Below are 13,617 nucleotides of genomic sequence, written 5' to 3'. Positions count from 1 at the left end.
AGGGCCGACGGGCGTCGGCCCTTTGGCTGTCAATGGCCGTCGACGAAGACGATCTTCAGCACGAACAGCAGCGCCACGACCACCACGCACGGGCTGATTTCACGCCAGCGGCCGGTGCCGAGCTTCATCACGCAGTAGGAGATAAAGCCGAGCGCGATGCCTTCGGTGATCGAGAAACTGAACGGCATCATCACCGCGGTGACAAACGCCGGTACCGCTTCGGTCAGATCGTCCCACTTCACCCGCGCCAGGCTGGAGGTCATCAGCACGCCGACATAGATCAGCGCGCCGGCGGCGGCGTAAGCCGGCACCATGCCCGCCAACGGCGACAGGAAGATCACCAGCAGGAACAGCAGGCCGGTGACCACCGCCGTCAGACCGGTGCGTCCGCCGACGGCGACGCCGGACGAGCTTTCGATGTAAGCGGTCACGGAAGAGGTCCCCGCCAGAGAACCGGCCACTGAGCTGATGCTGTCAACGTACAACGCCTGCTTCATGCGCGGGAACTTGCCCTGGTTGTCGGTCAGGCCGGCTTTATCGGTGACGCCGATCAGGGTGCCGGAAGAGTCGAACAGGTTCACCAGCATAAACGAGAAGATGACCCCGGCCAGCCCGATGTTCAGCGCGCCGGCCACGTCGACCTGGCCCACCACCGAGGTGATGCTCGGCGGCAGGGAGAACAGGCCGCCGTATTTCACGTCGCCCAGCATCCAGCCGATCAGGGTGGTGACCACGATAGATACCAGCACCGCCGCGTGGAAGTTGCGCGAAGAGAGCACGGCGATGATGAAGAAGCCGAGCGCCCCCAGCAGCACGTTGTGCGAGGTCAGGCTGCCGATGGTCACCAGCGTGTCCGGATTGGCCACCACGATGCCGGCGTTTTTCAGCCCCATCATGCCGATGAACAGGCCGATGCCGCTGGTGATGCCGACGCGCAGGCTGACCGGAATGTTGGCGATCATCCAGTAACGGATGCGGAAAATGGTCAGCAGCAGCAGGCCGACCGCGCCCCAGAAGATGGCGCCCATGCCCACCTGCCAGGAAATGCCCATCGCCCCGACCACCACGAAGGCGAAGAAGGCGTTCAGGCCCATCGCCGGCGCCAGCGCCACCGGCAGGTTCGCCAGCAGGCCCATAAAGATGCTGCCGAAGGCGGCGATCAAACAAGTGGTGACAAATACTGCCTGGGTATCCATGCCCGCCGCGCCCAAAATTTGCGGGTTAACGAACACGATATACACCATGGTGAGGAAGGTGGTGATACCGGCAATCGTTTCCGTACGCGCCGTCGTGCCATGTTGCTTGAGTTTAAACACGCGCCCAAGCAAGCCTTGCTCAGCGTCAAGGCCAGATACTGGTTTGGTCATTATCAGAATTCCGAAAATGGGAATGGACAGTCGCCGGCTATCCTATAACAAAAAGTGGGGCTTTTGACGCCGGTCACAGGTTTTTTTCGCCGTCTTTACGGCTAAACGTGTCAACGACTTGTATTTACAGGCATTCATACCCCGTTGCCGCCCGCTGCGTTGCCGTTTGCCGGCACGGCCGATAAAATGGTCTATCGCCCCCTCTGTCCCTATCCGTTAAAAACAGGAATCCGCATGTCTTCGACCTTTATCGATAAGCTGGCGTTGATCGCGCTGAAAGATGACAAAGTGGCGCTGGTGCGCTCGCACAATAAGACGCTGTTTTATATGCCGGGCGGAAAGCGCGAAGCGGGCGAAACCGACGAACAGGCGCTGTGCCGCGAAATCGACGAAGAGCTGACCGTTGCGCTGCAGCCGCAATCCATCGCGTTTTACGGCGAGTTCACCGGCCCGGCGGACGGCAAGCAGGACGGCACCCAGGTGCGCATTCGCTGCTACCAGGCCGACTTTACCGGGCAACTGCAGCCGGCCGCCGAAATCGCCGAGCTGAAGTGGTGCGACAGCCGCGATCTGCCGCAGTGCTCACACGTCGCCGCGCTGATTTTGCACGATCTCAAGGCGCGTAACCTGATCAAGTGATCGCTGAGTCGCCTTGGCGGCGTTAACCCGAAGGAACCTGTCCCGCATGAATCAGATTGACTGCATTTTGTTCGACTGCGATGGCACGCTGGTGGACAGCGAAGTGCTGTGCAGCAAAGCCTATGTCCATATGTTCGCCCACTACGGCATTCATCTGTCGCTGGAAGAGGTATTCAAGAAATACAAAGGGGTGAAGCTGTACGAGATCATCGATCGGGTCAATGCCGAGCAGGGCACTGACCTGGAAAAAGAGACGCTGGAGCCGCTGTATCGGCAGGAAGTGGCGCGGTTGTTCGACAGCGAGCTGCAACAGATTGCCGGCGCCCGCGAGCTGCTGGCACAGGTGACGGTGCCTGTCTGCACCGTCTCCAACGGGCCGGTCAGCAAGATGCAGCACTCGCTCGGCCTGACCGGCATGCTGCCTTATTTTGATGACCGGTTGTTCAGCGGCTATGACATTCAGCGCTGGAAGCCGGATCCGGCGATCGTGTTTCACGCCGCCGAACAGATGCGGGTGCCGGTGACGCGCTGCATCCTGGTGGACGATTCGCCCGCCGGCGCGCAGGCCGGCATCAATGCCGGCATTCCGGTCTTTTACTTCTGCGCCGATCCGCATAATCCGCCGATCGATCACCCGCTGGTGACCACGTTTGACGACCTGGCTCAATTGCCCGCGCTGTGGCGCGAACGCGGCTGGCGGCTGACGGCCGATTAACTGGCCGGCAACGGCGGCTTGTTGCGCCACCAGCGCCAGGACCGCTTCAGCGCGCGGGTTTGCGCGCCGAAGCGGCGGTTGACCGCGTTGGCCAGCAGATCGAGCGCCAGGCAGAATACGAAATAGACCAGCGCCACAAACAGGAACACTTCCATCGGATAGACCATGCTGCGGTTGTTGACCTGGGTCGCCAGGAAGGTCAATTCGCCAACGCCGACGATATAAGCCAACGAGGTGTCTTTGATCAGAGAAATCCACTGGTTGATGAACGACGGCACCATCATGCGCAGCGCCTGCGGCAGCACGATCATGCGCAGCGTCTGCCAGCGCGTCAGCCCCAGAGAAAGCCCGGCCTGCCACTGGCCGGGACCGATCGCGGCGATGCCGGCCTTCACCGCATGAGCCAGATAGGCCGAAGCGATCAACGCCAGCGCACACACCACGGTGGTAATTTCCGGGATCTCGACGCCAAACACCATCGGCAGCAGGAAATAGGTCCAGAAGATCAGCATGATGACCGGAATAGCGCGGAAAAAGCCCAACACCGCCGCCAGCAGCCCGGCGGCGACGCCGCGCGACATCGCCAGCGCCACGCCGAGTAAGGTGCCGAGCACCGCCGAGACCACGCCGGCCATCAGGCTGATCGCCAACGTCAGCGCCGCGCCGCCCAGCGACCCATCCGGCCAGGTGCCCCACAGCAGGTAACCCAGGTTGTCATGAATCACGCTGAAATCCATCTCAATGTCCTCCCAGCGGTTTACGCTGTTGTCGCCACATGCCCCAACCTTCCAGCAGCGCGATGATGGCGATATACAGTACCGTCGCCACGCCGAACGCCTGGAAGGTGCGCAGGGTTTCGGTTTCGACCTGACGCGAGGCGTAAGAGAGTTCGGCAACGCCGATCGCCATGGTCAGCGACGAGTTCTTGATCACGTTCATGTATTGCCCCAGCAGCGGCGGCAGCGCGATTTTCAGCGCCTGCGGCAGCACCACGTAGCGCATCGCCTGCCAGCCGGTCAGCCCCAGCGCCTGAGCGGCATATTTCTGCCCGCCGGCGACGCCGCGAATGCCGGAGCGGATCTCTTCGGCGATAAAGGCGGTGGAGTACAGCGTCAGGCCGAAGAAACCGGCGAGAAACTCGAACGACGGCCACTCAAGCGGGCCGACCTGATGTGCGCTGTTCAGCCACTGCATGGCGGCGGACGGCAGGATTTGCCCGGCGGCGAAGTACCAGAAGAACAGCTGCACCAGCAGCGGCGTATTGCGAAACAGCGAGCTGTACCCCATCGCCAGCCAACGCAGCGGCCTCAGGCTGCTGTCGCGCATCGCCGCCAGCACGAAGCCCAACAGCGTGGCCGCCAGGCCCGCGCAGGCGGAAAGCCACAGCGTCAGCAGAAAGCCGTGCCACAGCCAGTTCAGGTATTGCGGCGCCAGCAGCCAGTCCAGGTTCATGTTCAATCCTTGTCTTGCAGAATGCATCAGGGGCGCAGCAAGCTGCGCCCCTCCGTACCGATCTCACCGCGAGCGGTTAAATCAGGCTTTCGGTTGCTGATCCAAAGGCGCGATTTTGAAATCGCCGCGCGGCTGGGCGGATTTGGTTTCCGGCCCGAACCAGCGATCGTAAATCTTAACCGCTTCGCCGTCGTTTTCCAGCTTGATCAGCGTCTCATTCACCGCGGCGGTCAGGCGATCCTCGCCCTTGGGAATGCCCACGCCCTGATACTCTTTGGTCAGGCTGAACGGCGAAATTTCAAATTCCGCCTTCTGCGCCGCCGGCAGGTTGCCGAGCAGGCCGACCAGCTTGGCGTCGTCCTGAGTGATCGCCTGCACGTTGCCGTTGCGCAGCGCCACGAACGCCAGCGGGGTATCATCGTAGGAGATCACTTTCGCCGTCGGGAAACGCTCGCGCAGGGTGATTTCCTGCACCGTGCCCTTGTCCGCGCCAATGCGCAGCTTCTTGATGTCTTCCGGGGTTTTCAATACGCCTTTGCGGGCGATGAATTTCTGGCCGGTGGCGAAATACGGCACGCTGAAGTTCACTTCCTTGGCGCGCTCGTCGGTAATGGTGAAGTTGGCGGCAATCAGGTCAACCTTCTTCGACACCAGCAGCGGAATGCGGTTGGCCGGGTTGGTGGCGCGCAGCTCCACTTTCACCCCCAGCGCTTTGCCGATCGCGTCGGCGACGTCCACATCGTAGCCCACCAGCTTTTTGCTCTGCGGATCGATGTAGCCGAACGGCGGGTTGCTGTCGAACACCGCGATACGCACCACGCCGGCTTGCTTGATATCGTCAAGTTTGTCCGCGTGCGCGGCGCCGGCGGCGAGGCCGGTCAGACTGGCTAACAACGTTAAGGCCAAAGCGCGATGTTTCATAGAAAGCTCCTAAGTGGTTGATGTCCTGCTGGCGAATAAGCTAGCAAGCGCCACATAGGTCAGGAAATAATATAAAAAGCTATATTTATAACCTTTTTATCTTTACGCGTTTAAGATGGAATAAAGGCGCGGGAAACCGCGCCTTTGAAGGATATTACCCGGAAAGAGTTAGTCGGCCTTTTCGTCTTTACCGCCCGGAGAGAGCAGCTTTTCCAGGGCATCGCCGCCCAAATGACGGAAATCCTGCCCCTTGACGAAATAGAAGATAAATTCGCAGATGTTCTGACAGCGGTCGCCGATACGCTCGATAGAGCGGGCGCAGAACAGCGCGGTCAGCACGCTCGGAATGGTGCGCGAGTCTTCCATCATGTAGGTCATCAGCTGACGCACGATGCCTTCGTATTCCTGGTCGACCTTTTTATCTTCGCGGTAAATACGGATCGCTTCGTCCAGATCCATGCGCGCGAACGCGTCCAGCACGTCGTGCAGCATCTGCACGGTGTGGCGCCCCAGCGACTCCAGACTGACCAGCAGCGGCTGATGCTGGTGCGAGAACTTTTCCAGCGCGGTGCGGCAGATCTTGTCCGCCACGTCGCCGATGCGCTCCAGCTCGGAAATGGTTTTGATGATCGCCATCACCAGGCGCAGATCGCTGGCGGTCGGCTGGCGCTTGGCGATGATGCGCACGCACGCTTCGTCGATCGCCACTTCCATCATGTTGACCTTGGCGTCGCCTTCAATTACGCGCTTGGCCAACTCGCCATCCTGATTGTGCATCGCGGTGATGGCATCGGTCAGCTGTTGCTCCACCAGCCCGCCCATGGTCAGCACCTGGGTGCGGATATGCTCGAGCTCTGCGTTGAACTGGCCGGAAATGTGTTTGTTTAAATTCAGGTTATCCATGATGCTTCCTATCAACCATAACGGCCAGTGATGTAGTCTTCAGTCTGCTTTTTCTGCGGCGCAGTGAACAGGTTATCAGTATCACTGAACTCGATCAGCTCGCCCAGATACATAAATGCGGTAGAGTCGGAGCAGCGCGCTGCCTGCTGCATGTTGTGCGTCACGATCACCACGGTGTAATCGGCCTTCAGTTCACTGATCAGCTCTTCAATCTTGCCGGTAGAGATCGGATCCAGCGCCGAGCAAGGCTCATCCAGCAACAGCACTTCCGGACGAATGGCGATGCCGCGGGCGATGCACAGACGCTGCTGCTGGCCGCCGGAGAGGCTGTAGCCGCTCTGGTGCAGCTTGTCCTTGGTTTCGTTCCACAGCGCGGCCTTGGTCAGCGCCCACTGTACGCGCTCGTCCATATCGGCGCGCGACAGCTTTTCAAACAGGCGAACGCCGAAAGCGATGTTGTCGTAAATCGACATCGGGAACGGCGTCGGCTTCTGGAACACCATGCCGACCTTGGCGCGCAGCAACGCGATATCCGAGTTGTCGGTCAGGATGTTCTGGCCGTCCAGCAGAATGCCGCCTTCCGCACGCTGTTCCGGGTACAGCTGGTACATCTTGTTAAAGGTGCGCAGCAGGGTGGATTTGCCGCAGCCGGATGGGCCGATAAACGCGGTGACCTTGTTCTTGGCGATATCCAGCGTGATGTTCTTCAGCGCATGGAATTTGCCGTAGTAGAAGTTCAGATCGCGTACCTGAATTTTGCTGCTGGAAGCGTCAGTAACCATACTCATCAAGACTTCTCTCTTTTCATCAGCGCCGCCAAAGCGGCGCTCAAAATTTTACGAATGCTTTTTCTTGGCGAAAATTACGCGCGCCAGGATATTCAGTAACAGTACGCACAGGGTGATCAACAGCACCCCGGCCCAAGCCAACTGTTGCCATTCGGCGAACGGGCTCATGGCGAATTTGAAGATGGTCACCGGCAGGTTGGCGATCGGCTGCATCAGGTCGGTGCTCCAGAACTGGTTCGACAGCGAGGTGAACAGCAGCGGCGCGGTTTCCCCCGCAATGCGCGCAATCGCCAGCAGCACGCCGGTGATGATGCCGGACACCGACGCCTTCAGCGTGATGGCGGAAATCATGCGCCATTTCGGCGTGCCCAGGGCATAGGCGGCCTCGCGCAGCGTATCCGGCACCAGCTTCAGCATGTTCTCGGTGGTGCGAATGACGATCGGCACCTGCAGCAACGCCAGCGCCACGATGCCGGCCCAACCGGAGAAGTGTTCCATCTTCGCCACCACGATGGTGTAAACGAACAGGCCCACCACGATCGACGGTGCGGACAGCAGGATGTCGTTGATAAAGCGGATCACTTCCGCCAGCCAAGATTTACGGCCGTATTCCGCCAGGTAGATGCCGGCCATGATGCCCAGCGGCGTACCGAAGAGGGTCGCCCACAGGATCAACAGGCCGCTGCCGGCGATGGCGTTGGCCAAGCCGCCGCCCGCGGTGTTCGGCGGCGGGGTCATCTCGGTGAACAGCGCCAGCGACATGCCGTCGAAGCCTTTGGTGACGGTGGCGATAAGGATCCAGATCAGCCAGAACAGCCCGAACGCCATGGTCGCCATCGACAGGAACAGCGCGAGGCGATTTTTCTGCCGGCGCCAGGCCTGCATTTTGCGGCGGCTTTCCGCCAGAACGACTGCGTTTTGCATATCCATCGTCGCCATGTTAACGCCCCTCATTCTTGGCCAGACGCATGATCATCAGTTTCGACAGCGCCAGCACGATAAAGGTGATAACAAACAGAATCAGACCCAGCTCCATCAACGCGGCAGTGTGCACGCCGGACTCGGCTTCAGCGAATTCGTTGGCCAGCGCCGAGGTGATGCTGTTGCCCGGCATGTATAGCGAAGCGCTGTCGAGCTGGTAAGTGTTGCCGATGATAAAGGTCACCGCCATGGTCTCCCCCAGCGCACGGCCCAGGCCCAGCATCACCCCGCCGATGACGCCGTTTTTGGTGAACGGCAGCACGATGCGCCAGATGACTTCCCAGGTGGTGCAGCCGATGCCGTAGGCCGACTCTTTCATCATCACCGGGGTCTGTTCGAACACGTCGCGCATCACTGCGGCGATGTAAGGAATGATCATGATCGCCAGGATCACCCCGGCGGCCAGGATGCCGATGCCGAAGGCTGGGCCGGAAAACAGCTCGCCAACGATTGGAATGCCCGACAGCACATCGCCCACCGGCGTCTGGAAGTATTCGGCGAACAGCGGGGCGAACACGAACAGTCCCCACATGCCGTAGACGATGCTCGGAATGGCCGCCAGCAGCTCAATGGCGATGCCCAGCGGCCGCTTCAGCCAGTTCGGCGCCAGTTCGGTCAGGAACAGCGCGATGCCGAAGCTCACCGGCACGGCGATGATCAACGCGATAAGCGAGGTGACCACGGTGCCGTAGATCGGCACCAGCGCGCCGAACTGCTCCGCCGGCGCGTCCCACTCTTTGGTCCACAGGAACGCAAAGCCGAATTTCTGCATGCTTGGCCAGGAGGCGAAGATCAGCGAAACGATGATGCCGCCCAGCAACAATAGGGTAATCAGCGCAGCCAGTCTCACCAGCGCGCTGAAAATGATGTCACCGTTTTTGCCCGGTGCTTTGATGGTCGGCTTGTACTCAGCCATAGATTACTCTCTGTTTGAACCCTGGCAGCCCCAACCGGGATCGGAGCCTGAAGAACTGTGTGGGGCGCGGCGAACCCGCGCCCCTGCGTTGTTAGTACAGCGCTTTACCTGAACTGTCTTTTACGTTGGTTTTCCAGGCCGCACGCACCTGCTCAACCACTTCTGCCGGCAGGGTGGCGTAATCCAGCTCGTTAGCTTGTTTTGCACCGGTTTTGTAGGCCCAGTCGAAGAACTTCAGCACTTCGGCGCCCTGAGCAGGGTTTTTCTGCTCTTTGTGCACCAGGATGAAGGTGGTGGAGGTGATTGGCCACACGTTGTCGCCTTTCTGGTCAGTCAGATCCTGAGCAAAGGTTTTGCTCCAATCCGCACCCTTGGCGGCGTTGCTGAAGCTCTCTTCGGTCGGGCTGACCGGTTTGCCGTCGGCGGACACCAGCTTGGTGTAAGCCAGGTTGTTCTGCTTGGCGTAAGCGTATTCTACGTAGCCGATAGAGCCTGGCAGACGCTGAACGAAGGCGGCGATGCCGTCGTTGCCTTTACCGCCCAGACCGGTCGGCCAGTTAACGGTAGAACCGGCGCCAATCTTTTCTTTCCACTGCGCATTGGCTTTGGACAGGTAGCTGGTGAACACGAACGAAGTGCCGGAACCGTCGGCGCGGCGCACTACGGCGATGTTTTGGTCAGGCAGTTTCACGCCTGGGTTCAGCTTGGTGATAGCCGGATCGTTCCACTTTTTGACGTTGCCCAGGTAGATATCGCCCAGGGTTTTGCCGTCCAGCGTCAGTTCGCCGGATTTGATGCCCGGAATATTCACCGCCAGCACCACGCCGCCGATCACGGTCGGGAACTGGAACAGGCCGTCGGCCGCCAGCTTGTCGTCAGACAGCGGGGCGTCGGAAGCGCCAAAGTCAACGGTGTTGGCCACGATTTGCTTTACGCCGCCAGAGGAGCCGATGCCCTGATAGTTAACTTTGTTGCCGGTTTCTTTCTGATAAGAATCTGCCCACTTGGCGTAAACCGGAGCGGGGAATGTCGCACCTGCACCGGTCAGGCTGGCAGCAGCGAACGCGGACACGGCGGTCAGGGAGAAGGTCGCTGCCACAATACTGGCGACGGTGGTACGCATCAGTTTCATAATCCCTCCTAATGGGATACTTAAAATCGACTTCGAGTCGTTTTAATCAGAGTAAGTATTGCTGCAGGAGGGAAAATAGGACAGTTTGGTGACAGAAAAATGTACGCAATATGACAGTTATATTACAGTGCATTTAATGAGTGTTTGTTTGTATTTAAATCAGAAGGTTAGCCGTGAAACAGCACATTTCCCAAGCAATAAAAAACCGGCTTGGCGCGGCCTATCCGCTTGAATATGACAACGTTTATCACCGAAACGGCAGCGCTGTCATCTTTAAGGTCACTCATGAAAAAAGCCGGCGCTAAGGCCGGCTTTTGCAGTTTACCTGCGGCAAATTACTCTACGGTGACAGACTTCGCCAGGTTGCGCGGCTGGTCAACGTCGGTGCCTTTGATCAGCGCCACATGGTAAGACAGCAGCTGCAACGGCACGGTGTAGAAGATCGGCGCGACGATTTCCTCGACGTGCGGCAGAGGAATGATGGTCATGCCTTCGCTGCTGACGAAGCCGGCGTCCTGATCGGCGAACACGTACAGCTGGCCGCCGCGCGCGCGCACTTCTTCAATGTTGGACTTCAGCTTTTCCAGCAGTTCGTTGTTCGGCGCCACCACAATCACCGGCATATCGGCGTCGATCAGCGCCAGCGGGCCGTGTTTCAACTCGCCCGCCGCATAAGCTTCGGCGTGAATATAGGAGATCTCTTTCAGCTTCAGCGCCCCTTCCATGGCGATCGGATACTGATCGCCACGGCCGAGGAACAGCGCATGGTGCTTGTCGGAGAAGCCTTCCGCCAGCGCTTCGATCTCTTTATCCATCGACAGCATCTGCTCGATACGCGCCGGCAACGCCTGCAGACCATGCACGATCTCGTGCTCCACGCTTTCCGCCATGCCTTTCAGACGGCCCAGGCGCGCCACCAGCATCAACAGCACGGTGAGCTGCGTGGTGAAGGCTTTGGTCGAGGCGACGCCGATTTCCGTGCCCGCTTTGGTCATCAACGCCAGATCGGATTCACGCACCAGCGAAGAGCCGGCAACGTTACAAACGGCCAGCGAACCGAGATAACCCAGCTCCTTGGACAGGCGCAGCGCCGCCAGAGTGTCGGCGGTTTCGCCGGACTGCGACAGAGTGATGATCAGGCTGCCCGGACGCACCGCCGATTTGCGGTAACGGAATTCGGACGCGATCTCGACATCGCACGGCACGCCGGCCAGCGCTTCGAACCAATAACGCGCCACCATACCGGAGTGGTAAGAAGTGCCACAGGCGATAATCTGCACGTGCTGCACCTTGGCGAGCAGCTCGTCGGCATGCGGCCCCAGCTCACTCAGGTTGATTTGGCCATGACTGAAACGCCCTTCCAGGGTGTTTTTCAGCGCCAGCGGCTGTTCGTAAATCTCTTTTTGCATGTAGTGGCGGTAAGCGCCCTTGTCGCCGGCGTCATACTGCACCTGGGATTCGATCTCAGGGCGCTCGATGGCGTTGCCCTGTTTGTCGAAAATGTTGACGGTGCGGCGAGTCACTTCCACCACGTCGCCCTCTTCCAGGAAGATGAAGCGGCGGGTGACCGGCAGCAGCGCCAGCTGATCGGAAGCGATGAAGTTTTCCCCGACGCCGCGGCCGATAACCAGCGGGCTGCCGGAACGCGCCGCGACCAGCACGCTCGGATCGCGGCTGTCCATCACCACGGTGCCATAAGCGCCGCGCAGCTGCGGGATCACGCGCTGAACCACTTCCAGCAGCGTACCGCCTTGCAGTTGTTCCCAGTGCACCAGGTGCGCAATCACTTCGGTATCGGTTTCAGAGCTGAAACGGTAACCGCGTTCAATCAGCAGTTCGCGCAGCGGCTCGTGGTTTTCGATGATGCCGTTATGCACCACGGTAATGTAGTCGGAAACATGCGGGTGCGCGTTCGCTTCGGTCGGTTCACCGTGCGTAGCCCAACGGGTGTGAGCGATGCCGGTACCGCCGTGCAGATCGGTTTGTTCCGCCGCTTCGGCCAGCTTTTGCACCTTGCCAACGCGACGCAGGCGACTGACGTTGCCTTTTTCATCGACCACCGCCAGACCGGCGGAGTCATAACCGCGGTACTCGAGACGGCGTAAACCTTCCAACAGAATTTCTGCGATATCACGTTGCGCTACTGCGCCTACAATTCCACACATCAGTTGTATTCCTAATGAACGTCCTTCGTGGACGTTTTCGATGCCTTGACCTGATTTTTGCCGGTTTTACCGTGCGTCCCCGAGCCTGTAGATGGTGGGGTTATTATGTTTTGTATTGGGCTCGTGAATAGAGCCCAACGCAAAACACACTATGGCTTCTTCTTCACCGGGCGCTGCCAGCCCTGAATGTGCACCTGCTTGACGCGGCTCAGGACCAGTTCGTTTTCGGCGATATCTCGCGTCACCGTGGTGCCGGCGGCAATGGTGGAGCCTTTACCGACCGACACCGGCGCCACCAGCTGAGTATCGGAACCGACGAACACGCCATCGCCGATCAGCGTCTTGTGCTTGTTGGCGCCATCGTAGTTGCAGGTGATGGTGCCGGCGCCGATATTCACGTCATCGCCGATTTCAGCATCGCCCAGGTAGCTGAGGTGACCGGCCTTGGAGCCTTTGCCCAGGCGCGCCTTTTTCATTTCCACGAAGTTGCCGACGTGAGCCCCTGCCGCCAGCTCCGCGCCTGGGCGCAAGCGGGCGAACGGCCCCACCGTGCAGTCTGCTTCCAGCACGCTGTCTTCCAGTACGCTGTAAGGGCTGATCTCGCAGTCATCACCGATCACGCAGTTTTTTAGCACGCAGCCGGCGCCGATTTTCACCCGGTCGCCCAGCTTGACGTGACCTTCGATAATTACATTCACATCAATAGTGATGTCGCGGCCGTGAACAAGTTCACCGCGCAGGTCGAAACGCGCCGGATCCAACAGCATTACGCCGGCCAGCAGCAGCTTTTCAGACTGTTCCGACTGGAACACGCGCTCCAGGGTCGCCAGCTGCAGACGGTTGTTCACGCCTTCCACTTCGCTCAAACGCGATGGGTGCACGGCTTCGATTTTCTTGCCGTCGGCATGCGCCAACGCAATGATATCGGTGATGTAAAACTCACCCTGTGCGTTATCGTTATTCAACATCCCCAGCCAGCGCTTCAGATCGCGCCCATTCGCCACCAGGATGCCGGTATTGATCTCATTGATCTGACGCTGCGCTTCGCTGGCGTCTTTATGCTCGACGATGCCCACCACGTCGCCGTTCTCACGCACGATGCGGCCATAGCCGCTCGGGTCGTCCAGCTTGACCGTCAGCAGGCCAATGCCGCCCTGCGGCTTGGCCGCCAACAGGCGCTGCAGCGTATCCACGGAGATCAACGGCACGTCGCCATACAGCATCAATACGTCTTCATCGTCGGCAAAATGCGGCGCCGCCTGCTGCATCGCATGGCCAGTGCCCAGTTGCTCGGCCTGCAGCACCCAGTTCAGCGCGCCCTCGGTCAGCGTGCTTTTCAGCAGATCGCCGCCGTGGCCGTATACCAGGTGTACATGTTGCGCGCCCAGTTTCATCGCGGCATCAATGACGTGTTGCACCATCGGCTTGCCGGCCAACGGATGTAAGACCTTGGGAAGATCGGAATACATGCGTGTTCCCTTGCCCGCGGCGAGGATAACCACGCTCATTGCGCTGTTCGACATAAGCAACCTGATAACTCCATTTTGATAGACGAAAGTAAAACCGTTTAGCGGCGATATTACTACATATTTCTCTGCACGAACCCGGCGCAGGCCGCGCGGGCCTTGGCCTGCCGCT

The 13,617-nt window shown here is 59.5% G+C and carries 14 protein-coding genes; 3 read left to right on the top strand and 11 right to left on the bottom strand.

Features of this window, described 5'->3' with window-relative positions:
* Positions 1–29: 29 nt before the first annotated feature.
* Complete coding sequence (locus ADK28_RS11245) at positions 30–1,367, bottom strand: NCS2 family permease (RefSeq protein WP_004933851.1); 1,338 nt, start codon at positions 1,365–1,367, stop codon at positions 30–32.
* Between the two features lie 234 nt (positions 1,368–1,601).
* Here ADK28_RS11245 and ADK28_RS11240 point away from each other — a divergent pair, with 234 nt between their 5' ends.
* The gene (locus tag ADK28_RS11240) at positions 1,602–2,006 is read left to right on the top strand and encodes an NUDIX hydrolase (protein ID WP_033639105.1); all 405 of its coding nucleotides are present in this window, start codon (positions 1,602–1,604) and stop codon (positions 2,004–2,006) included.
* Positions 2,007–2,052: 46 nt separating this feature from the next.
* A complete protein-coding gene (yieH, locus tag ADK28_RS11235; protein WP_016929610.1) occupies positions 2,053–2,721 on the top strand; it encodes a 6-phosphogluconate phosphatase in 669 nt (222 codons plus the stop codon).
* Here yieH and ADK28_RS11230 read toward each other — a convergent pair.
* From ADK28_RS11230 to pstS, 8 genes are all read right to left on the bottom strand, one after another.
* Complete coding sequence (locus ADK28_RS11230) at positions 2,718–3,458, bottom strand: amino acid ABC transporter permease (protein ID WP_048795688.1); 741 nt, start codon at positions 3,456–3,458, stop codon at positions 2,718–2,720. The two genes, yieH and ADK28_RS11230, sit on opposite strands and share 4 nt — an antisense overlap.
* 1 nt (position 3,459) lies before the next feature.
* Complete coding sequence (locus ADK28_RS11225) at positions 3,460–4,173, bottom strand: amino acid ABC transporter permease (protein ID WP_016929611.1); 714 nt, start codon at positions 4,171–4,173, stop codon at positions 3,460–3,462.
* Between the two features lie 81 nt (positions 4,174–4,254).
* Positions 4,255–5,094, bottom strand: coding sequence for an ABC transporter substrate-binding protein (locus tag ADK28_RS11220; protein WP_016929612.1), 840 nt, complete (start codon positions 5,092–5,094; stop codon positions 4,255–4,257).
* A 168-nt stretch (positions 5,095–5,262) separates the two neighbouring features.
* Positions 5,263–5,997, bottom strand: coding sequence for a phosphate signaling complex protein PhoU (gene phoU / locus ADK28_RS11215; protein ID WP_016929613.1), 735 nt, complete (start codon positions 5,995–5,997; stop codon positions 5,263–5,265).
* 11 nt (positions 5,998–6,008) lie between these two features.
* Positions 6,009–6,779 (bottom strand): phosphate ABC transporter ATP-binding protein PstB, encoded by a 771-nt coding sequence (gene pstB / locus ADK28_RS11210; protein WP_016929614.1) that lies wholly within the window; start codon positions 6,777–6,779, stop codon positions 6,009–6,011.
* Positions 6,780–6,833: 54 nt separating this feature from the next.
* Positions 6,834–7,724 carry a phosphate ABC transporter permease PstA gene (gene pstA, locus ADK28_RS11205; RefSeq protein WP_004933824.1) on the bottom strand — a complete coding sequence of 297 codons (891 nt, stop codon included), beginning with the start codon at positions 7,722–7,724 and terminating at the stop codon, positions 6,834–6,836.
* A 1-nt stretch (position 7,725) separates the two neighbouring features.
* Positions 7,726–8,682, bottom strand: coding sequence for a phosphate ABC transporter permease PstC (pstC, locus tag ADK28_RS11200; protein WP_016929615.1), 957 nt, complete (start codon positions 8,680–8,682; stop codon positions 7,726–7,728).
* Positions 8,683–8,773: 91 nt separating this feature from the next.
* Positions 8,774–9,814: a phosphate ABC transporter substrate-binding protein PstS gene (pstS, locus tag ADK28_RS11195; RefSeq protein ID WP_004933819.1), complete on the bottom strand. Its 1,041-nt coding sequence runs from the start codon at positions 9,812–9,814 to the stop codon at positions 8,774–8,776.
* Positions 9,815–9,987: 173 nt separating this feature from the next.
* On the opposite strand from pstS, the gene ADK28_RS33310 reads away from it, so the two are divergent.
* On the top strand, positions 9,988–10,119 hold the full coding sequence (locus ADK28_RS33310) for a hypothetical protein (protein ID WP_256364571.1): 132 nt from the start codon (positions 9,988–9,990) through the stop codon (positions 10,117–10,119).
* Between the two features lie 30 nt (positions 10,120–10,149).
* Here the strand turns inward: ADK28_RS33310 and glmS are convergent, their stop codons facing one another.
* Both glmS and glmU read right to left on the bottom strand, forming a co-directional pair.
* Positions 10,150–11,979, bottom strand: coding sequence for a glutamine--fructose-6-phosphate transaminase (isomerizing) (glmS, locus tag ADK28_RS11190; protein ID WP_028128067.1), 1,830 nt, complete (start codon positions 11,977–11,979; stop codon positions 10,150–10,152).
* A 149-nt stretch (positions 11,980–12,128) separates the two neighbouring features.
* Complete coding sequence (glmU, locus tag ADK28_RS11185; RefSeq protein ID WP_048795687.1) at positions 12,129–13,502, bottom strand: bifunctional UDP-N-acetylglucosamine diphosphorylase/glucosamine-1-phosphate N-acetyltransferase GlmU; 1,374 nt, start codon at positions 13,500–13,502, stop codon at positions 12,129–12,131.
* Positions 13,503–13,617 lie beyond the last annotated feature (115 nt).

The organism is Serratia sp. 506_PEND (genome assembly GCF_001076875.1).
Classification (GTDB): Bacteria; Pseudomonadota; Gammaproteobacteria; order Enterobacterales; family Enterobacteriaceae; genus Serratia; species Serratia marcescens.
The sequence above is the reverse complement of the archived record's forward strand: the minus strand, read 5'-3'. Positions and strand labels throughout refer to the sequence as shown.